This is a genomic window from Vreelandella lutescens (assembly GCF_014640815.1).
In the GTDB taxonomy this organism is placed as follows: domain Bacteria; phylum Pseudomonadota; class Gammaproteobacteria; order Pseudomonadales; family Halomonadaceae; genus Vreelandella; species Vreelandella lutescens.
In genome coordinates, this window is record NZ_BMHM01000006.1 from 13,823 (window position 1) to 33,958 (window position 20,136).

General features: G+C 60.6%; 19 protein-coding genes and 1 riboswitch. Of the genes, 15 read left to right on the forward strand and 4 right to left on the reverse strand.

The window, feature by feature from the left end; translation table 11 throughout:
* Positions 1 to 152: 152 nt before the first annotated feature.
* The 4 genes from zwf (at position 153) to IEW65_RS14645 (ending at position 4,681) form a co-directional block, all read left to right on the forward strand.
* Complete coding sequence (gene zwf, locus IEW65_RS14630; protein ID WP_188640196.1) at positions 153 to 1,646, forward strand: glucose-6-phosphate dehydrogenase; 1,494 nt, start codon at positions 153 to 155, stop codon at positions 1,644 to 1,646.
* A 1-nt stretch (position 1,647) separates the two neighbouring features.
* Entirely contained in the window at positions 1,648 to 2,313 is a 666-nt protein-coding gene (gene pgl, locus IEW65_RS14635; RefSeq protein ID WP_188640197.1) for a 6-phosphogluconolactonase, read from the forward strand.
* Between the two features lie 42 nt (positions 2,314 to 2,355).
* Positions 2,356 to 3,018 carry a bifunctional 4-hydroxy-2-oxoglutarate aldolase/2-dehydro-3-deoxy-phosphogluconate aldolase gene (locus tag IEW65_RS14640; RefSeq protein ID WP_188640198.1) on the forward strand — a complete coding sequence of 221 codons (663 nt, stop codon included), beginning with the start codon at positions 2,356 to 2,358 and terminating at the stop codon, positions 3,016 to 3,018.
* Between the two features lie 181 nt (positions 3,019 to 3,199).
* Positions 3,200 to 4,681, forward strand: a complete 1,482-nt coding sequence (locus tag IEW65_RS14645; RefSeq protein ID WP_188640199.1) for a glycoside hydrolase family 32 protein — start codon at positions 3,200 to 3,202, stop codon at positions 4,679 to 4,681.
* Between the two features lie 21 nt (positions 4,682 to 4,702).
* Here IEW65_RS14645 and IEW65_RS14650 read toward each other — a convergent pair whose 3' ends face one another.
* From IEW65_RS14650 to edd, 4 genes are read right to left on the reverse strand one after another with little or no spacing between them, the layout of a single operon-like run.
* On the reverse strand, positions 4,703 to 5,668 hold the full coding sequence (locus IEW65_RS14650; RefSeq protein ID WP_188640200.1) for a carbohydrate kinase family protein: 966 nt from the start codon (positions 5,666 to 5,668) through the stop codon (positions 4,703 to 4,705).
* Between the two features lie 48 nt (positions 5,669 to 5,716).
* Entirely contained in the window at positions 5,717 to 6,586 is an 870-nt protein-coding gene (locus IEW65_RS14655; protein ID WP_188640201.1) for an aldo/keto reductase, read from the reverse strand.
* A 16-nt stretch (positions 6,587 to 6,602) separates the two neighbouring features.
* Positions 6,603 to 7,568: a glucokinase gene (gene glk / locus IEW65_RS14660; protein WP_188640202.1), complete on the reverse strand. Its 966-nt coding sequence runs from the start codon at positions 7,566 to 7,568 to the stop codon at positions 6,603 to 6,605.
* On the reverse strand, positions 7,568 to 9,457 hold the full coding sequence (gene edd, locus IEW65_RS14665; protein ID WP_188640203.1) for a phosphogluconate dehydratase: 1,890 nt from the start codon (positions 9,455 to 9,457) through the stop codon (positions 7,568 to 7,570). The genes glk and edd overlap by 1 nt, the downstream gene beginning before the upstream one ends.
* 275 nt (positions 9,458 to 9,732) lie before the next feature.
* Here edd and cobT point away from each other — a divergent pair, with 275 nt between their 5' ends.
* The 11 genes from cobT to IEW65_RS14720 all read left to right on the forward strand — a co-directional run bounded on the left by cobT (position 9,733) and on the right by IEW65_RS14720 (position 20,133).
* Complete coding sequence (gene cobT / locus IEW65_RS14670) at positions 9,733 to 10,809, forward strand: nicotinate-nucleotide--dimethylbenzimidazole phosphoribosyltransferase (protein ID WP_188640204.1); 1,077 nt, start codon at positions 9,733 to 9,735, stop codon at positions 10,807 to 10,809.
* Positions 10,806 to 11,798, forward strand: coding sequence for an adenosylcobinamide-phosphate synthase CbiB (cbiB, locus tag IEW65_RS14675; protein ID WP_188640205.1), 993 nt, complete (start codon positions 10,806 to 10,808; stop codon positions 11,796 to 11,798). The genes cobT and cbiB overlap by 4 nt, the downstream gene beginning before the upstream one ends.
* Positions 11,789 to 12,931: a threonine-phosphate decarboxylase CobD gene (gene cobD, locus IEW65_RS14680; protein ID WP_422822621.1), complete on the forward strand. Its 1,143-nt coding sequence runs from the start codon at positions 11,789 to 11,791 to the stop codon at positions 12,929 to 12,931. The genes cbiB and cobD overlap by 10 nt, the downstream gene beginning before the upstream one ends.
* Positions 12,915 to 13,481, forward strand: a complete 567-nt coding sequence (locus IEW65_RS14685) for a bifunctional adenosylcobinamide kinase/adenosylcobinamide-phosphate guanylyltransferase (protein WP_188640206.1) — start codon at positions 12,915 to 12,917, stop codon at positions 13,479 to 13,481. The genes cobD and IEW65_RS14685 overlap by 17 nt, the downstream gene beginning before the upstream one ends.
* Complete coding sequence (cobS, locus tag IEW65_RS14690; RefSeq protein WP_188640207.1) at positions 13,478 to 14,254, forward strand: adenosylcobinamide-GDP ribazoletransferase; 777 nt, start codon at positions 13,478 to 13,480, stop codon at positions 14,252 to 14,254. Before IEW65_RS14685 ends, cobS begins: the two co-directional genes overlap by 4 nt.
* Complete coding sequence (locus IEW65_RS14695) at positions 14,191 to 14,844, forward strand: histidine phosphatase family protein (RefSeq protein WP_188640208.1); 654 nt, start codon at positions 14,191 to 14,193, stop codon at positions 14,842 to 14,844. The genes cobS and IEW65_RS14695 overlap by 64 nt, the downstream gene beginning before the upstream one ends.
* Positions 14,796 to 15,227 (forward strand): bifunctional adenosylcobinamide kinase/adenosylcobinamide-phosphate guanylyltransferase, encoded by a 432-nt coding sequence (locus IEW65_RS14700; RefSeq protein WP_188640209.1) that lies wholly within the window; start codon positions 14,796 to 14,798, stop codon positions 15,225 to 15,227. The genes IEW65_RS14695 and IEW65_RS14700 overlap by 49 nt, the downstream gene beginning before the upstream one ends.
* 45 nt (positions 15,228 to 15,272) lie before the next feature.
* A riboswitch (cobalamin riboswitch) is annotated at positions 15,273 to 15,508 on the forward strand.
* A gap of 144 nt (positions 15,509 to 15,652) precedes the next feature.
* Complete coding sequence (locus IEW65_RS14705; protein WP_188640210.1) at positions 15,653 to 17,470, forward strand: TonB-dependent receptor domain-containing protein; 1,818 nt, start codon at positions 15,653 to 15,655, stop codon at positions 17,468 to 17,470.
* Between the two features lie 13 nt (positions 17,471 to 17,483).
* Complete coding sequence (locus tag IEW65_RS14710; RefSeq protein WP_422822623.1) at positions 17,484 to 18,374, forward strand: cobalamin-binding protein; 891 nt, start codon at positions 17,484 to 17,486, stop codon at positions 18,372 to 18,374.
* Positions 18,374 to 19,345 carry a FecCD family ABC transporter permease gene (locus IEW65_RS14715; protein WP_188640212.1) on the forward strand — a complete coding sequence of 324 codons (972 nt, stop codon included), beginning with the start codon at positions 18,374 to 18,376 and terminating at the stop codon, positions 19,343 to 19,345. Before IEW65_RS14710 ends, IEW65_RS14715 begins: the two co-directional genes overlap by 1 nt.
* Positions 19,345 to 20,133, forward strand: a complete 789-nt coding sequence (locus tag IEW65_RS14720; RefSeq protein WP_188640213.1) for an ABC transporter ATP-binding protein — start codon at positions 19,345 to 19,347, stop codon at positions 20,131 to 20,133. The genes IEW65_RS14715 and IEW65_RS14720 overlap by 1 nt, the downstream gene beginning before the upstream one ends.
* The last annotated feature ends 3 nt before the right edge of the window (positions 20,134 to 20,136 follow it).

Genomic DNA, 20,136 nt, shown 5'->3' on the forward strand with positions numbered 1-20,136 from the left:
GCCAATTTGTAGGCAAACAGCATCTTGAAAGGGCGGCAGCAGACAATATTTTGTAGTAAAATTACATGAAATATTGCGTATAATGCCTCGCATCAGATAGATTTTAGGTAATCTAACTACATTAGATGATCTAATTATAAATAGGAGCTGAGATGAGCCAGTCACATGCCCCGCTGGGCGACCCCAATCACGCGATCGATTTAGCGCTATTCGGGGCGCTAGGCGACCTTGCTATGCGCAAGCTGTTTCCTGCGCTGTATCATCTTGACCGCGAAGGCTTAATGCCCGAAAGCACGCGGATCATGGGGCTGGCGCGCCAGGAGCACGACACTGCCGCGTTCCGTCAATTGGTTAGCGGAGCGCTGCAAAAGCGCCTGAAAAAAGATGAGCAGGATAAAGAGAGCTTGGAGCGGTTCTTAAACCGTTTAGAGTATCTCAAGCTCGACTTCGCCACCGCAGAAGGTTACGACGCCATTCGCCAGTGGCGCGAAGGCTCCAAGCAGCCCATGGTGGTGTATCTGTCCGTCGCGGCGCGCATCTATGGCGATATCTGCCACAACCTGCAGGCAAGCAACAGCCTGGATGACGACACCCGCGTCATTGTTGAAAAGCCGATTGGTTATGATTTGGCCTCTTCCGAGCAGATCAACGATGCCATTGGTGCTGTTTTCCCCGAGTCGCGCATTTACCGTATCGACCACTACCTGGGCAAAGAGACGGTTCAAAACCTGATCGCCCTGCGGTTTGCCAATCCGCTGTTCGGCACCCAGTGGAACCAGAACCACATCTCCCACGTCGAGATTACCGTGGCCGAAAAAGTCGGCATCGAAGGCCGCTGGGGCTACTTTGACGATGCGGGTCAGCTGCGCGATATGGTGCAGAACCATCTGCTGCAACTGCTGTGCTTGATCGCCATGGACCCGCCCTCAAATCTGGACGCCGATGCCATTCGTGATGAGAAGGTAAAAGTACTCAAGGCGCTGAAACCCTTCACCGGTGAAGCGCTTGGGCGCGATGTGGTTCGCGGCCAGTACATTGCGGGCACCAGCGACGGCCAGGCAGTGCCGGGCTACCTGGATGAAGAGGGTGCCAACACCCAAAGCCAGACTGAAACTTTTGTGGCCATGAAAACCGAAGTGGCCAACTGGCGCTGGGCGGGTGTGCCGTTTTACCTGCGTACTGGCAAACGGATGCCCGAGAAGCTGTCGCAAATTGTCATCCATTTCCGCCAGCAACCGCACTACATCTTCGACCCGGACCAGCGCGGCATCGCTTCTAACAAGCTGATTATTCGCCTGCAGCCGGAAGAGGGCATTGCCCTTCAGGTACTCACCAAAGACAGCGGCCTGGATAAAGGCATGCGCCTGCGCCCTGGCCCGCTGCACCTGGATTTCAACAGCGCCTTCCCGAAATCACGTATCCCCGATGCCTACGAGCGTCTGCTGCTGGAAGTTATGAAAGGCCAGCAGTACCTGTTTGTGCGTCGGGACGAAGTCGAACACGCGTGGCGCTGGTGCGATCAGTTGATCAGCGGCTGGAAGTCACGCGAAACCCCGCCGCGCCGCTACCCGGCGGGCTCTTGGGGGCCGGTCGCCTCCATTGCCATGATTACTCAGGATGGCCGCAGCTGGTACGAGGACTATTAAGATGAGCAACACACGACAAGCGCTCGCCGAGCAGCTAGCAGAAGCCGTTTACCAAGCCCTGGCCGACGATCTTTCCCACCAAGCGCGTGCACTGCTGGTGGTCTCCGGTGGCTCAACGCCCGTGCCGTTTTTCAAAGCGCTGGCGCAAAAGCCGCTGGAGTGGGCGCGGGTAGATATCACCCTGGCCGACGAGCGCTGGGTGGATGAGCAAAGCAGCGACAGCAATGCCAAGCTGGTGCGCGAGAACCTGCTGCAAGGCCCCGCCGCCGCGGCTACGTTTGTGCCGCTAACCTCTGACGCCGGTACGCCGGAAGAGGGCGTGGCAGCCGTGGCAGAAGCCACCGCCGGGCTTGCTTGGCCAGCGAGCGTGGTGATTTTAGGCATGGGTGGCGATGGCCACACGGCTTCGCTGTTCCCCGATAGCCAAGAGCTAGGCCTGGCGCTTTCCACCGATGAACCGCTAGTGGCCGTGCGTACTCCCAGCCAGCCGCAGCCGCGCATTACCTTCTCGGCGGACCGCCTGCATCAGGCAAAGCGTCATATTCTACATATTACCGGCGACGATAAGCGTGCCGTATTGGCGAATGCCATGAGTGGTGACGATGTTCGTACACTGCCCATCCGCGCCTTCTTATCTTGCCCGCTGGCGATCTACTGGGCGCCCTAACGCTACACTTTCGCCAATAACAATTTGCTTGGAGACTCACTCATGACCATCGATAAACAGCTACCTTCAACGCGCACCGCCGAGCTAGACAGCATCTGCTTAAAAGCAGAAGTGATTCCGGTGATTACCATCGAGCGCCTTGAAGACGCCGTGCCTCTGGGCCGTGCCCTGGTCGAGGGCGGCCTGACCGTGCTGGAAATTACCCTACGCACCGACTGTGCCCTGGAAGCCATCAAGCGCATGAAAGAAGCGCTGCCGGGTGCCAGCATTGGCGTAGGCACCGTGCTGACGCCCGCGCAATATCGCCAAGCCGAGCAAGTCGGCGCTGATTTCGTGGTCACGCCCGGTGCCACCGAGGCGCTTTACCGCTATGGCGTAGAGAGCACGGTGCCCATGCTGCCGGGCGTGTCTACCATCTCTGAGCTGATGACCGGCTGGCAGTACGGTTACCGCCGCTTTAAGTTCTTCCCCGCGGAATCCAGCGGCGGTGCCAAAGCGATCAAAGCGTTTGGCGCACCCATTCCTGAAGCGCGTTTTTGCCCCACTGGCGGCATCACCGTGGATAACGCGGACTCCTACCTCTCACTGCCCAACGTGATGTGCGTTGGCGGCTCCTGGCTGACGCCGAAAGCGATGGTCGATGCCGAAGATTGGGACGGCATCCGCGAACTGGCCCGCCAAGCCGCGGAGCGTTTCCACCACTAATGTAAAATACCGTACCGAGCACTCTCGTTACTTGCCTCACTGATGTCGGGTCGTGTGAGCAAGACGTTTGCCCGAGCATATTGCCATGCTCGGGCTTTTTTGTGTCTACGCCTAAAGGGGGTGCTTCCGTTTGCTAACAGTCGTGATACGCTAACTTAAACGATTAAGTTAAGGTTTAAGCATGACGTTAGCGGATTTTGAGCCCCAACGCCCGGCGGTGCATTTTGCGCCGCCGATGGGGTGGATGAACGACCCCAATGGGCTGGTGTTTTTTGAAGGCGAGTACCATCTGTTTTATCAATTCCACCCGTTCAGCACTGTCTGGGGGCCAATGCACTGGGGGCATGCGGTCAGCCGTGACCTGTGCCACTGGCAGCATTTGCCCATTGCGCTGGCGCCGAACGAGGAGGGTGCCTGCTTTTCGGGTAGCGCCGTGGTGGATGAGCACGATGTCACGGGGCTGTTTGACGGCCAGCCGGGGCTGCTGGCGTTTTACACTTGCCACCGGGTGCTTTCTGATGACCCAGAAGATTACCAGCAGTCCCAGTGCTTGGCGTATAGCCGCGACAAGGGCCGTACCTGGCAGCGCTATGAGCGTAACCCCATTCTGCCGCCGCCTGGATTTAAAGATTTCCGCGACCCTAAAGTGGTATGGCATAGCCCTAGCCAGTGCTGGGTGATGGCGCTGGCCTGTGGGCAGGAGATTCACTTCTATACCTCCCACAACCTGCTGGAGTGGCAGTTTGCCAGCGCCTTTGGCGAAGGCGAGGGCGCGCATACTCAGCACCCCTGGGAGTGCCCGGATCTGTTTGAACTGCCGGTGGAGGGCGCTGGCCCGGACGAGCCTGCCTCGCGGTGGGTGCTGGTGGTGGGCATTGGCGCAACGCCGGATAACCCGTTTGGCTCGTTTACCCAGTACTTTATCGGCGAGTTTGACGGCCAGCGTTTCACCAATGACAACGCCCCCAGTACGTTACTGATGATGGACGAAGGGCGGGATTTTTACGCGGTACAAAGCTGGTCAAACACGCCCGGTCGGCAGCTTGCGCTGGCGTGGTTGAACAACTGGCAGTACGCCAATCATGCCCCCGAAACGGGCTGGCGAGGCACCATGAGCCTGCCGCGAGAATTTACGCTGCACGCGACTGCTCGTGGAGTGCGGTTACATCAGCGCTTCACTCATGAAGCGGTTCAATCGCTCAGCGCCCCAAGCCGCATTTCGCCTCGTTCGTTGCAAACAGCGGGTGAGCACTGTATTGCCTTGCCAGATGGGGCGGCGGTTTACGGCCAGCTGACGCTGGGGCTGAAAGCGGGCACGAGGCTGGCGCTATCGCTGCAGCAGGGCTATCAGCAGCGGCTATGGTTAACGGCAGGTGACGCGGAAACGTCGCTTCACTACGAGCGGCAGGGGAGTAACGGTCAGGCCGCCTTTGATGAGCACTTTGCCTGCGATCACGTGGCCGGAAGCGTCGATGGGTTAACGGTGACGGTGAGGTGGTGGTGCGATCACGGCACGCTGGAAATGTTGATCGAAGGAGCCACCGAGCAGCGCAGCATCACCCAGGTGAGCTTTGTCGATCATCGCCGTCAACCGGTCACGCTGGAAGTGATCAGTGGGCGGGTGGATGTGGCGGAAGGGGCCATCCAAAGCGTCGTCGAGTAGCGAACTCGACGACGCTGAGCGCTAGGCTGCCGAACTGCGCAGGGCTTCAATATCAGCGTGGGTGGGCAGTGCGGCATACGCACCGGGGCGGGTGACCGCGTGGGCACCGCAGCGGCAGGCGATGTCTACCGCGCGAGTGAGAAACGCGCTGTCCTGGTGCCAGCTCGCGCTGATGCCGTAGCTTGAAAGCTCCGCGAGTAGGCCGCCAATGAAAGCATCGCCACCGGCGGTGGTATCCACCGCCGTGACGCTGGGCGGCGTCACGGTTTGGTCAATGCCAATGCCTTTGAGCACCACGTTATTGGGGCCGTCAGTAATCACAATCACCTTCACCCCTGCGGCCATGCGCTCGGCCAGCCACGCGTCTTGTGGGTGGTCGCCGCGCAGGTAGTCCAGCTCTTCGAGAGATACTTTCACCAGCTCGGCGCTGTCGATCAGATCGGTGACCAGCCAAGTGTCCGCAGCTCCCTCTGTCCATAGGTTGTGGCGTAGGTTGGCGTCCACGCTCACAAGGCAGCCTGCGCGCTTGGCCATGGCGGCAATCGCGAGAGTGGTCTCGGCAATCTCTGGGTCGGTCAGGCTGTTGCTGCACAGGTGCACAATGGCGGGCTGTTCGAACACGCCGTGGGGCAGATGCTCAAGGCGGTAGAGCAGGTCGGCGGCCGGTGGGCGGTAGAAATCGAAGGTGCGCTCGCCGCTGCTGTCGCGGGAAACAAACGCCAGCGCCGTGCGGGCTTCTTTGGTAAGCACGACGCCCTGGGTATCCACGCCGTGGCTTTTTAGCTCACGAATTAGAAAGTGCCCAAACGTATCGTCACCCACCATACCCAAAAACTGGCTGGGCACGTTGAGCTGCGCGCAGGCCACCGCCACGTTGGCGGGCGCGCCGCCTGCGTAGGGGGTGAATGTCTCTGGTCCCGTGTCATCACCCAGGCGGCTAGAGAGCATATCAATCAAAGCTTCACCGAAAGCAATCACCGGCGTCATAGGTCTTTCCTTATCGTTATTAGCATCAATGTTGGGTAGGTGGCGAGCCTAAGCGACGCAGTGGCCGCGGGCGGCCTCCAGCAGTTCGTACCAGGCTTCTCTGGGCAGCGTTTCTGGGCCGTTCAGCATATCGGCGATACGCTCCGGTTTCACGCTGCCTACCACCGGTGCCGGGCGGCCGGGCAGTGTGCGCAGCCATGCCAGCGCCAGCGCGCCGGGGGTGCTGTTCAGCTCGCCTGCTAAACGGTTCAGCACGCGGCTCACCTCGCCCTGCATCAGTTGGCCGCCCGCCAGCGGCGACCACGCCATGGGCGCATGGCCATCGGCACCCAGGTCGTCAAAGCTGCCGTCAAACAGCGGCGCGCTATGGGCAATGGAGAGTTCGATCTGATTGGCCTGAAGCGGGTGGTGCATATGCCGTTGCAGTCTGCGCCACTGGCTGGGCAGGTGGTTAGAAATACCCGCCGCGCCAATTTTGCCTGCCTCGATGGCATCATCCAGCGCGCGCCCCGTGGCAGCGGCATCCATCAGCAGGTCCGGGCGGTGAATCAGAAAGTGGTCAAGGCGTTCGACGCCCAAGCGGCCTAGCGCATTGTCAATGGCGCGGCTGAGGTAGTCCGGGCTGGCATTATAGTGCTTTACTTTGCCGGAACCGGGTGCCGGGTTGTCGTTGGCGATGCTGGCTTTGGTGACGACATTCAGCCGCTTAGCCAGCGCCGGGCGGGCGCGCAGCGCTTGGCCAAAGAGTGTTTCGCATGCTCCGTTGCCGTAAATGTCGGCATGGTCGAACCAGTGCAGGCCTTGCTCCAGGCGGGCTTCGATCCAGTCGGCCAAATGGCTCGCTTGGTGCATCTCTTGCGCTTCATGCAGGCGCATCATGCCGAGTACAAACGGCACGTTGAACGTTACAGCAGCCATGGCGTGTTCCAATCCGTTAAAAGACTTCTTCGTTATGCAGCGCTTCGGCGGCACCCAGCAGGCCGGTCCACGGGTGAGTCACAATCCACACCGGAATATCGGCGTTGTACGCGCCCATGCGCCCTTTGTTAACAAAGCTTGAGCGCAGTTCGCACTTAGGCAGCCACTCTAATAAGCGGGGCAGAATGCCGCCGCAGAGATAGACGCCGCCACGTGCGCCCATGGTCAGCGTGGCATCCCCGCACACGTCGCCGAGAATTTTCAAAAAGCGCAGCAGGGTAGCCGTTGCCAGGGCATCGCCCTGGTTAGCCGCTTGGGTCACCTCGGCGGGGGTCTCGCAGCGCGGCGCTTGGCCTTCCAGGGTGCAGTGGGCTTGGTACAGCTCTAACAGCCCTTGCCCGCAAAGGATGCGCTCCACACTCACTCGCTGGTGGCGCTGTAAGAACACGTCCAGCAGCGCGCGTTCAGTGGTGTCGGTAGGCGCAAAGGTGACGTGGCCGCCCTCGGTGGGCAGCGGAATCCAGGCGTGCTGGCCGGGGAACACTCCGGCCACGCCTAGCCCCGTGCCGGGGCCAATGACCAAGCGGGTCGAGTGCGACTGGGCTTCGCCAGGCTGCACTTCCACCAGGTTATCTGCGCCCACGTGGGGCACGCCCAGCGCCTGGGCGGTGAAGTCATTGATGACTTTAAACAGCGATAGATTCAGCGCCTGCTGAACGTCGCTTTTCATAAAGTCCCAATGGTTGTTGGTCATTTTCACCCGCTCGGCGTGCACCGGGCAGGCGAAGGCCAAGCAGGCTTCTTGCGGGGCGTTATCGCCCGTTGCGCCTACCCGGGCTAAATAGTCCTGAATCGCTTCGATCACGCCGGGGTAGTCGGCGCAGGGCAGATTAAGAATATCGTGGGGCGTGACTTCGCCCGGCGTTACCAACGCCAGGCGAGCATTCGTGCCGCCGATATCGCCGATTAATGCCGGTCGCATCAGGCGTCCTCTTGCAAAATCTGGCCTTCTTGGCGGGCGAGGTCGTCGGCTTCGAAGCCGCCCAACGAGCCCGCGCCCTCTTCACCGCGCATTGCCAAGTGGCGGAAGCCCGAGAACAGCTCGCGGCCCAGGCCAACGTGGTAGTGGTCAAGGTTCGCCACCACGCGCTCGCGGTCGGCCCAGGTGGCCGCATCCACTTTGGCTTCCAGGGTGCCGGTGTTGGCATCCAGGCGCACCACGTCACCATCGCGCAGTTTGGCCAGCGGGCCACCGTCCAGCGCTTCCGGGCTCATGTGGATAGAGGCGGGCACTTTACCTGATGCGCCGGACATACGGCCATCGGTGACCAGTGCGACCTTGAAGCCACGGTCCTGGAGTACGCCCAGGAAGGGGGTGAGTTTGTGCAGTTCGGGCATGCCGTTGGCTTTGGGGCCTTGGAAGCGAACCACCACAATCACGTCGCGGTCCAGGTCGCCCGACTCAAACGCCGCTTTCATTTCGTTCTGGTCTTCGAAGATCTTCACCGGCGCTTCTACTACACGGTGCTCTTCGGCTACCGCCGAAACCTTGATGACGCCACGGCCCAGGTTGCCTTTCATGACGGTGAGGCCGCCAGTGGCAGCGAAGGGTGTCGCGACCGGGCGCAGCACTTCTTCGTCCAGGCTGTTTTCCGGACCTTCACGCCATACCACTTTGCCATCTTCCAGGAAGGGCTCTTGGGTGTAGGCGGTGAGATCGGTACCAAACACGGTGGGGATATCACCGTGGAGCAGGCCCGCGCCCAGCAGTTCGCGGAACAGGTAGCTCATGCCGCCCGCTGCCTGGAAGTGGTTAATATCCGCCTGTCCGTTGGGGTAGACCTTCATGATGCTGGGCGTGACCGCTGAAAGATCGGTGAAATCGTCCCAGTTCAGCGTGATGCCCGCTGCAGCCGCCATGGCAATCAGGTGCAGAGTGTGGTTAGTAGAGCCGCCAGAGGCTAGCAGGCCCACGACGGCGTTAACGATGGCGCGCTCGTCGATCTGTTTGTAGAACGGACGGTACTCGCCGCCGGGCTCGGTGTTGCGAATGGCCTGTTCGGTGGCGTAGCGGGTTAGCGCTTCGCGCATCTCGGTGCCAGGGTTCACGAACGAGGTGCCCGGCAGGTGCAGGCCCATCACTTCCATCATCAGCTGGTTGGAGTTAGCGGTGCCGTAGAAGGTGCAGGTGCCGGGGCTGTGGTAGGAGTCGGACTCCGCTTGCAGCAGCTCCTCGCGGCCCACTTTGCCTTCAGCGTAGAGCTGGCGAATGCGCGCTTTCTCTTTGTTCGGCAGGCCGCTGGGCATTGGGCCAGCGGGTACGAACATGGCGGGCAGATGGCCAAAGCGAGCGGCACCGATAAACAGGCCAGGGACGATTTTGTCACACACGCCGAGGTAAATAGCGGCATCGAACATGTTATGTGAAAGACCCACGGCGGTGGCCATGGCAATCACATCGCGTGAGAACAGCGAGAGCTCCATGCCCGGCTGGCCTTGGGTTACGCCATCGCACATGGCGGGCACGCCACCGGCAAACTGCGCGGTAGAGCCCATGGCGCGGGCGGCCGCTTTGATGGTTTCCGGGAAGGTTTCAAACGGCTGGTGGGCCGAGAGCATGTCGTTGTACGAAGAAATAATCCCTAGGTTGGCGCTGTTCATCAGCTTCAGGGAGTCTTTCTCCTGGGCGCTACAGGCAGCAAAGCCGTGGGCCAAGTTACCGCAAGAGAGCTCGGAGCGGTGAACGCCACGCTTGTGCTGGTCGGCCATGCGGCGCTCGTAGAGGGCGCGGCGCTCGGCAGAGCGTTCACGAATGCGTTGGGTAACCTTAGCAACCGTAGGATTAAGTGTAGCGGGTGTTGAACCAGGCATAGAGACCTCTGCGTGTGTAGAGACGGTGAGTCAATCTTGTAGTTATTTTACATATTATGGCGTCGATATAAGAGACTTTACGGCAATAAAAACGCTATTTATAGCTTAAGTTGTAGTTTTATTACCCTGATGGGCAACCACTATCGCCGTCGCGCGTGATGCTTTGATGAATGTGATAAAAAACGGCGCGCAAGCGCCTGTTAAGCGGCTAAAGCACAAGTATAGCAGCCATGCTTTTGCTACTATCCTGCGCCATCAGCCTGTGGAGAATTGCGATGGTTAACGAGCCGACCGCTGAACAGCGGCTTCAAATACTGCTGGCACGCATCAATGCGGTGGACACCGCCGCCGCTGAGCGCAGCCGTGCTTATATCGATACGCTCACCAAGCCCCCCGGTAGTTTGGGTCGGCTCGAAGCGCTGGCCATTCAGCTTAGCGCCATCACTGGCCAAGCCGCTCCTTTCGTTTCGCCTCCGGGCGTGGCGGTATTTGCCGCCGACCACGGCGTAGCAGTAGAAGGGGTGTCCGCATTTCCTCAAGAAGTGACCGCGCAAATGGTGGCTAACTTTGCTCACGGTGGGGCGGCCATTAACGTCTTCGCCCGCCAAATTGGCGCACAGGTAGAAGTAATTGATGTGGGCGTGGCGTCACCGCTTTCATTGCCGGGCGTGGTCGATGCCAAGGTGCGCGCCGGTACCGCCAATATGGTGCAGGAAGACGCTATGAGCCGAGAGGAAGCCCTGCGTGCTATTGGTGTTGGTGCCGATGCGGTAGAGCGCTTGGCCGACAAGGGCGCGAAAAGCATCATCGTCGGAGAAATGGGCATTGCCAACACCACCGCCAGCAGCGCGATATTGGCGGCGTTCACCCACGCGCCAGTCGCAACCGTGGTAGGGGCAGGAACCGGCATTAACAGCGCCCAGCAGGCGCATAAAGTGGCGGTGATTGAGCAGGCGCTTCACGCCCGCCAAGCCGATAGCAACGACCCGTTAGATGTGCTGAGTAAACTCGGTGGCCTGGAAATCGCCGCCATGGCAGGTGCCTATTTAGCCGCTGCCGCCCATCGGCTACCCGCCATTGTGGATGGCTTTATTGCCACCGTGGCTGCGCTGACGGCCTGCCGACTGTGCCCAGACGTGCGTGGCTATTTGGTGTTCGGCCATCGTTCTGAAGAGCCGGGCCACGCGACTGTGCTAGAGGCGCTTCAAGCCGAGCCGCTGCTGGCGCTGGGCATGCGTTTGGGTGAAGGCAGCGGCGCAGCGCTGGCGTTCCCGCTGGTGCAGGCGGCCGCCGCCATGCTGAAGGAGATGGCCACCTTTACTCAGGCCGGTGTGAGCAGTAACGCCGTATGAGTTTATTGACTGATGTGATGCCTGCCGTGGTCATCCTCGTCGCCGTTGCCATTCTCATTGACCTAATAGTGGGCGACCCGCGCGGGTTGCCACATCCTGTGGTGATCATTGGGCGGATGATTAGCAGCTATGAGCGGCTGTGGAATCGGGGCACGGCGCAGCAGCGTCGGCTAAGCGGTGCTTTTTTAACTGTCATGGTGGTGGGTGGCGTGTGGTGGGTGAGCTGGCTGCTTCTTTTAGTGCTTGCCAGGCTTCACCCCGGGTTGGCGCTGATAGCCGAGCTGTGGCTGCTTTCCACCACGCTTGCCATAAAAGGCTTGGGCGATGCGGCCCGTGCGGTGGCAGCACCGCTTAGCAAAGGCGACTTGCCCGCCGCACGCCAGGCGCTGGCAATGATTGTAGGACGCGATACGCAACGTCTAGAGGAAGCAGACATCACCCGTGGCGCAGTGGAAACCGTGGCAGAAAATACCGTGGACGGCATCACGGCTCCGCTGTTTTTTGCGCTTATTGGCGGGGCACCGTTAGCGCTAGCGTACAAGGCGGTGAATACCCTGGATTCGATGGTGGGCTACCGTAACGAACGCTTTAACGACTTTGGCTACGCATCGGCAAAACTGGATGATGTGGCTAACTGGCTGCCTGCACGGCTGACGACGGTCTGTTTATGGATAGCAGGGGTTTTGCTCAGCATGAAAGGGGTAAAGCTACGCTGGCAGGGCGCGCTAAGCGCCACGCGCCAGCAGGCCCCCCGCCACCCAAGCCCCAACGCTGGCTGGCCGGAGGCCATGGTGGCGAATTTGCTTGGCGTTCAGCTCGGCGGTACCAATTATTATCAGGGGGTAGTGTCTCATCGAACGACGCTCGGCACGCCGCATGAAGCGTTGCAGGTGAGGCATATCGAGACCACCGTTTGGCTCATGCATGGGGCGTGGCTGCTGTTTTTCCTGCTAATGAGTGTGCTAATGGCGGGGGTTGCATGGGTATAGCCGTAGATACAGACACCGATATGACGGGCAACACCGCCCTAGAGAGCGTGAACGACTGGCCCAGCCATGGCGGCCAAGCCGCTGCGCTGCTTCAGCGCTTCGGGCTGCCCGCCGACCACCCGCTGGATGATTTCAGCGCGAACCTAAACCCCCACGGCCCGCCAAGCTGGGTCGCCCATTTTCTGGCGGAACGCATTCACCAGCTAGATCAATACCCAGAGCCAAGTTACCACGCCGCTCGGCAGGCCATTGCCGCGCAAGAGGGCGTGAGTGCGGATCAGGTACTGCTCACCAACGGCGGGGCAGAAGCAATTTTTCTCGCCGCTGCCCATCACGCTGGCCAGCGCGCACTGATTGTGACACCCACATTTGGCGAGTATGCCAGCGCCTGCGCGGTGCATCGGCTAACGGTCACAGAGCACGCCCTTGTCGGCCCCGCGTTCGAAGTGGATGCAGGGGAGCTACAGGCCAGTGCCGCCAAGGCGGACGTGGTGTTTTTATGCCGCCCCAACAACCCCACCGGCACGCTGGTTTCCATTGCTGACATCGAGAATATACTCGCGTGTATGGCTTCCACGGCAACGCTGGTGGTAGATGAAGCCTTTATTGACTTAGCCATAGACGCCAAGCCGCTGACGCCGCTACTGGCCCGCCATCCGCAGCTGGTGCTGCTGCGCTCTATGACCAAATTTTACACTCTGCCCGGGTTGCGCCTGGGGTATGTGCTGGCCCGCGCCGAGCACATTGCCAGCTTGGCGCGTTATCAGCCGCCCTGGAGCGTGAATCAACTCGCCGCCCGGCTGGTAGCCCCGCTACTGGACGATATGGCCTTTGCTCAGCGTACCCAGCAGTGGCTTGCTAATGAGCAGCCGCGCATGGGGCGAGCGCTCGCTGCTATGGGGCTTGACGTGGTGCCTAGCCATAGCTGCTTTTTTCTGGTGCGGCCTGGAGCCGAGCTGTGCCAGAGCGGTATTTCTAGTCTGATGCTGCTTGAACGCTTGCTTCATCAAGGTATGCTGGCGCGGCATACCTATAGCTTTTCAGGCCTAAACGGTGGCTGGCTGCGGCTGGCAGTGCGCGATAGCTCAGCAAATGATCGGTTGTTAAAGGTGTTACATGATTGTGTTTGTTAGTGGGGGCGCGCGCTCCGGTAAAAGCCACGTTGCTGAACAGTGTGTACTGCAAGCCGCCAACGGTCAGCCTTGCTTCTATGTGGCCACCGCTAGTGTCTATGATGGTGAAATGGCCGAACGGGTAGCGCGCCATCAGGCAGAAAGGTCGCCGCCACAGGCATCGACGCAGTGGGTAACGCTGGAAGTACCGCTGGCCATTGACCAGGCGATCGCTCAAGTGCCGGATAGCCACGCCGTGCTACTGGACTGTTTGACCCTCTGGGCCAGCCAAGTGATGTTTAACGGGGAAGAGGATGAGAGCGAACCGTTTTCCTCTCATGAAGGCTTCTCGCTTCTGGTGCGCTGTGTGCAAGACGCCAGAGCGCGGAAGATAACCCTTGTGATTGTCTCCAATGACCTTAACGAAGCGCCGTTACCCAACGATCCGGTTACGCTGCGCTATGTGGAGTTCCTGCAACGGCTGCACCGCTGGTTGGCCAATGAAGCCGACAGCGTGATTGAGGTTGTGGCGGGCCAGCCTATTGAGTGGAAGGCGGTCGCGAACTCGTGAAAAACGTCATGTATGGCGCTCTGCTCGCTCTGCAATTCTTAACCCGCTTACCGATTCCGGTCGCCTGCCCCTGGACACCAGAAACCCGCCGCTGGGCCATTCGTGCCTACCCGCTGGTGGGCCTGCTGATCGGCGCGCTGCTGGCCGGTAGCGCGCTGCTGCTAGAACAGCTCGCAACGCCTGCGCCCATTACCGCGCTTTTGCTGCTTAGCCTGTGGGTCGCTATCTCTGGTGGCCTGCACCTGGATGGCGTGATGGACCTTGCCGACGCGCTGGGTAGCAACCAGCCGTTAGAGCGACGCTGGGAAATCATGAAAGACCCGCAAACCGGCAGCTTCGCGATGCTGGCGCTGCTGTTTTTGCTGGCCTGGAAAGGCGTGCTGCTGTGGGCGCTGCTTCATTACAGCGCCCCGCTGTGGTGGCTAGTGATAGTACCAGCACTAGGGCGATGGGCAGGCGTGGCGCTACTCATTCTCACCCCCTGTGCTCACCCTCGTGGTTTGGCTTGGAGCTGGCAGCAGTCGCTTGGCCTCCGCGATGTGTTATTCGCATTAGTGCCGCTATTGTTGCTGGCGCTGGTATTTCCCGCACTGGGCGTGTGGCTAATAGCGGTGGCGCTATGGGTGGCGCTGGTAAGGTGGGCGCTGCTGCGTCTATTTAACGGCATCAACGGCGATATGGTCGGTGCCACGATTGAAGGAGGAGAGCTTTGGCTACTGATCTTAATGTGGAGCTGGTGGCAGTTCGTCACGGCATTACCGCCTGGAACCTAGAGCGCCGCTACCAGGGCCAGCGAGACATTCCGCTGCTGTTTCCGGATGCAGAAGAGGGCTTGCTAGCGCTGCGCGTTGCGCTGGCGGAAGAGCGTTTCGATGCGATTTACGCAAGCGATCTGGGCCGCTGCCAGGAAACTTTAGCGTGGTCTCAAGCCGCCAAACCGGGCGTGCCGGTGTATGCCGAACCGCGCCTGCGGGAGCTGGATTTTGGCGAGTACGAAGGCAAGGTTTACGATGAGCTCAAGGAGCTTCCGCACTATCGCGCCTGGATCGACAGCGTCGGTGAGCTGCAGATTCCCGGCGGTGAGTCGTCTGGCCAGCTGCGCGAGCGTTTGGATGCGTGGCTTGACGATGTGGCGGCTCACAGCCAGGCGCACGGCTATCAAAAAGTGTTGGTGGTTACCCACGGCGGGGTGATTCGGGAGCTGCGTCGGCGCTTTGAAACCCTCGATTTTTGGGAGGGCATTGTGCACCAAGCCCAGGGGCGACGTTGGCAGCTTGCCTATCAGGCAGGGTCGGATGGAAAAGGAGGGTGGCAATGCAACTATTCATCGGCGGTGCCTGCGCAGGAAAGCGCGACGTCGTAAAACAGCGCTTTCCCGGCGCGCTTTGGTGGCGCTTAGCGCCCGGCCAGCGCCTTCAGGAAGTGGCCCAAGTGATGCTGCCCAACACACCGCTGGTGGTGCACGGGGTGTTTGAGTGGCTAATGGCAACGCTTGATTCGGATCTCAGCATTGACGAATGGCGTGCCCAGTGGCGAGAAGACTTTCCTCGCCTTCATCAGGCTGCAACATCGAATAACGTTGCGCTGGTGATGATTACCAGCGAGCTAGGCCGAGGGCTGGTGCCCATGGCCCGTGACCAGCGTCGCCTGCGGGATTTAAGCGGCTGGTTCACGCAGGATGCTGCCGCCCAGGCAATCCAGGTGTGGTACGTGCGCCACGGGTTAGTGCAAGCACTCAAAGGCTAGCCGCCGAGGCGAGCGGTAAAATTGACCTGCTGACAGCAAGTTGCTAGTTTACGCGCACTCTCAGGTGCTGGTGGCGCGAATGCCATCAGTTAAACGGGAAGTTGGTGACCCTTTGAGGATGAATCCAACGCTGCCCCCGCAACGGTGATCGAGATAAGAACGGCTAGAGACGCCACTGTGCAACTGCATGGGAAGGTGGTCGTTCGGAAAGGCACGGCGCTTATGGTAAGCCGCCCCTTTCGCTCGTCAGCCCGGAGACCGGCCTAAGAGTGACGGCTTTAAGAAGCCACGGATTACCGGTATGCGGAGGGCATACGCAGGGTGATAGATAGGCAGCTCATGGCTGTCTGTTTCCCTTGCGTGTGCCCCTGCCCGGTCACAAAAACACGCTGTGCGGGTGAGCACAGTGAGCAAGGGACCCCACCATGTTATATCGTTTCCGCACCACCGCTTCGCTGGCGGCCTTTGCCATGGCAGCACTGCCCATGGCGGTTCAGGCACAGGCGGCGAATGCCTCTAATAATGCCTCAAATGCTACCAACGCTTTAAACCCTGTCGTTGTAACGGCCACGCTGGCCCCTCGCACGGCCAACCAAAGCCTTTCATCGGTCACGGTGATTGACGAGGCTGCCCTGCGCCGCCAAGACCCCGTCAGTATTACCGACCTGCTGCGCGGCCAGCCGGGCGTTGACGTTTCCAGCAACGGCAGCTTTGGCAAAAATGGCAGCGTGTTTATTCGCGGCACCGGCAGCACCCAAAACGTCCTGTTGATTGACGGCATTCGCCTTCGCTCTGCCACGAGTGGCGGCGCGGCGTGGCAGTCGCTGGAACCCCGCATGTTCGAGCGGGCTGAAATTGTGCGCGGCCCCCGTGGCAGCCTCTACGGTGCCGACGCAATAGGCGGTGTGATTCAGCTGTTTACCCCTGAAGGCCAAGAAGATGGCCCCCAGCCCCGCATTTCCGCAGGCGGTGGTTCGTTCAACACCCAACGGCTTAGCGCAGGGATTAGCGGGAAAGAGGGCGGTACGCGCTACAGTTTCTCTGGTAGCCACTTCAATACCGACGGACAGCCGGTGCGCCGAGATGGCGATGATAAGGGATACGACAATACCTCCGCGCTGGCGCGGGTATCGCACACCTTTGATAACGGCGCTGAAGCGGGCGTACTGGCACTCCGCAGCCGTGGGTTCAACGAGTACGACGGTGGGGAAAACGATTTTGTACAGCAAGTGGCCGGTGTGTATGGCGAACTGCCGTTGGCCGACAACTGGCGCAGCCGGCTAACGCTCAGCGAAGCGCGGGATGAGAGCGATAACGTCGCCGAGTTTGGCGACTCCTCTTTTAACACCAAAATTCGCACCGCCCGCTGGGAAAATACCCTCACCGCCGGTGCCCACGAGCTAGTGGCCGGGGCGGAGTACAGCGAAGACCGCGTAGACAGCACCACCGCCTACGATGAAACCAGCCGCAGCAACGCCGCTGTCTTTACTCAGGCGCTGCTGGATTTCTCGCCCTTTTTGCTACAAGGCAGCCTGCGGTTTGATGATAACGAGTCTTACGGTGAAGAAGTCACCGGAAGCTTAGGGGTGGGCTATGAGCTAGACGGCCACCACACGCTGCGCGCCAACTACGGCACGGCGTTTAACGCGCCCACCTACAACCAGCTCTACTTCCCTGGGTTTGGTAACCCAGATTTGGAATCAGAAACGTCCAAAACTATCGAAGCGGGTGTGCGCGGCCAGTATGCCGATTGGTTTTGGGATGCGGCGATTTACCAAACCGATATCGACAACCTGATTGCGGGCCAAGGGCTACAGTTTAACGTGCCTGAAAGCCGTATTCGCGGCGCTGAGCTGAGCACGGGCATCGAAGTGAACGAGTGGACGCTGGCCGCCGCAATCACCTATACCGACCCTGAAAACCGCCTGACCGGCATGCGCCTGCAAAACCGCGCCTCGCAAAGTCTGCGCCTAGACGTAGACCGCGAGCTGGGCGACTGGTCGGTGGGTGGCTCTTGGGTGGCGCAAAACCACCGCTACCGCGACGCCGCCAATGAAGACCGCCTGAGTGGCTACGGCTTGGTGAACCTGCGTACCGGCTGGCAGTTTGCGCCCTTGTGGAGCGCTCGGGTAACGTTAGAGAACGTGCTAGACCAAGACTACATCACCACGCGCTCGTTCGATGGTGCTGATTACATCAACGCAGGCCGGGCAGGATTCTTGAGTGTTCACTTTGGCCAATAAGACGCATGGACTAATACGCGGGGCCCTGGGCCTCGCGTTTTCGCTTATAACCTTAGGTGTGCAGGCCCATGATCACTCACGCTGTGCGGTAGACGACCGTGACCGTGAAGTCTGCCTGCACAATGCTGCTAATCGCATAGCCACGCTTTCACCCGGTGCGACGGAACTCACCTACGCCGCGGGCGCTGGGGATCAGGTGGTGGCCGTGGTGAGTTACAGCGACTACCCGCCGGAAGCCCAAGACGTGGCCTCGGTGGGTAGCCATACGCGAATTGATTTAGAAGCCCTGGTCGGGCTTGCCCCGGATTTAGTCATCGGCTGGGTAACGGGTAACCCCGCCGAGCAGATGGAAACCCTCGAAGCGCTGGGCATGCCGGTGTTCTACATCGAGCCGCGCAGCGTCGAGGCAGTGGCCGACACCATCGAGCGGCTTGCCCGTTTAGCGGGAACTGAACCAACAGGGCGGCAGGCGGCTAGCGAGTTTAGAGACGGCATGGCCGCGCTGACCGCCCGCTACAGCGAACGCGACCCGGTACCCACGTTTTATCAAGTGTGGGACGAGCCGCTGATGGGCGTCAGTGACGAACACCTGATCGGCCAAGTGGTGCAGCTGTGCGGTGGCGACAACGTGTTTGGTGATCAGCACCGGCTGGTGCCGCGTTTAGATGATGAAGCCGTACTGGCGGCCAACCCCGAAGCCATTATTGCCGGTGGCATGGGGGAGGAGAACCGCGACTGGCTCACTCACTGGGAGCAGTACCCCAATCTTGCCGCCGTCGCGGCCGATAACCTCTATTTTGTACCGCCTTCTTTAATTCAGCGGCCTACGCCGCGCCTAATGGAAGGCGCGCAGATTCTGTGTGAAAAGCTTGAACAAGCCCGCCAAAAGCGCGGGGCCTCTTAATGGTGGCGCGCCTGTGGCAACCCCTAGGCCTGCTGGCGCTGATCGCCGTGGCCGCCATGCTGTTTTCCCTGGCGGTAGGTAGCGCGCAGCTCTCCGCAGCGCAGCTCTGGGCGGTGGTACAGGGCCAAGGCGATGCGCTGGCGCGCACCATGGTGATTGAACTTCGCCTGCCACGGGCGCTTTCCGCCTTTGCGGTAGGCGGGCTGCTGGCGGTGGCCGGTGCCTTAATGCAGGTGCTGCTACGCAACCCGCTGGCGGACCCCTACGTGCTGGGGCTTTCCGGTGGGGCATCGATTGGTGCACTGGCAGCCATGCTGGCAGGCGTGGGCGGTGTGCTCATTTCCGGTTCGGCGTTTTTAGGCGCGCTGTTCTCCACGTTTTTAGTGTTTGGCTTAGCCCACGGCAGCGGCGGCTGGACGCCTTCTCGGCTTTTGCTGACCGGCGTAGTCGTGGCAGCGGGGTGGGGCGCGGTGATTACCCTGATGCTGGCGCTAAGCCCCGCCGAGCGGCTGCCGGGCATGCTCTACTGGCTGATGGGGGATTTATCTTACGCCCGCACACCGTGGCCGCCGCTGCTGCTATTAATAGCCACCTGCGTGCTACTCATACCGCTAGGACGCAGCCTCAACGTGCTGGCCCGTGGCCCCCAGCAGGCCGCCGCCCTTGGTGTAGATGTTCGCCCACTGGAGTGGGGCATCTACATTGCCGCCAGCCTCTTAACTGCCGCCGCCGTCACCACCGCAGGCAGTATTGGGTTTGTGGGGCTGGTAGTGCCCCATATGCTGCGCCTGTTGCTGGGCAACGACCAGCGGCTGATTCTGCCCGCCTGCGCCCTGGCAGGCGGCACGCTGCTGGTACTGGCCGACACCTTGGCGCGCACCATGATTGCCCCCGAGCAGCTCCCCGTAGGCGTGATTACCGCGCTGCTGGGCGTGCCCACCTTCCTCTTTTTGCTCTACCGGAGCCGCTGATGACCCGCTTGGCGACTCAAGACCTGATCATCAACGTGCCGGGGCGCAGCGCAGGCACGGCGCTGAACCTCACCATCGAGCCAGGGCAAGTATGGGGCGTGCTTGGCACCAACGGAGCGGGCAAAACCACGCTGCTGCATACGCTGGCGGGGTTGAACGCCCCCCGTTCCGGGCAGGTGTGTCTTGGCAATAAACCGCTTAGCCAGCTGCGTAGGCGGCAAGTGGCGCAGCAGCTAGGGCTGGTGTTTCAAGAGCGGCTAGACGGCTTTCCCGCCACGGTGCTAGAGACCGCGCTGATTGGCCGCCACCCGTACCTTTCCCTGTGGCAAATGGAAGGCGCTGACGACTACGCCCGCGCCGAGGCCGCCCTGGAAGCACTGGATGTGGCTCATCTTCGCCACCGCTTAGTCAGCACGCTTTCCGGCGGTGAACGCCAGCGGGTGGCGATGGCGACGGTGCTCACCCAAGCGCCCAACATTTGGCTGGCGGACGAACCCACCAACCACCTGGATTTACACCACCAAAGCGCAGTAATGGCGCTAATGGCCGAGCAGGCAGCCCAGGGCAGCGCGGTGATGATGTGCCTGCACGATTTGAATTTAGCCGCCCGCTGGTGCGACCACATTCTGCTGCTTTACCCCAGCGGCGAAGCCTGCTGGGGCCCGCGCGACACCATGCTGGTGCCCAGCGCCCTAGAGCGGCTCTACCGCCAGCGGCTTGCCACGGTAGAAGTAGATGGCGCGCCGGTGTTTGTGCCCATCCAGGCACCCCTTACCGACCATGAGTGATTT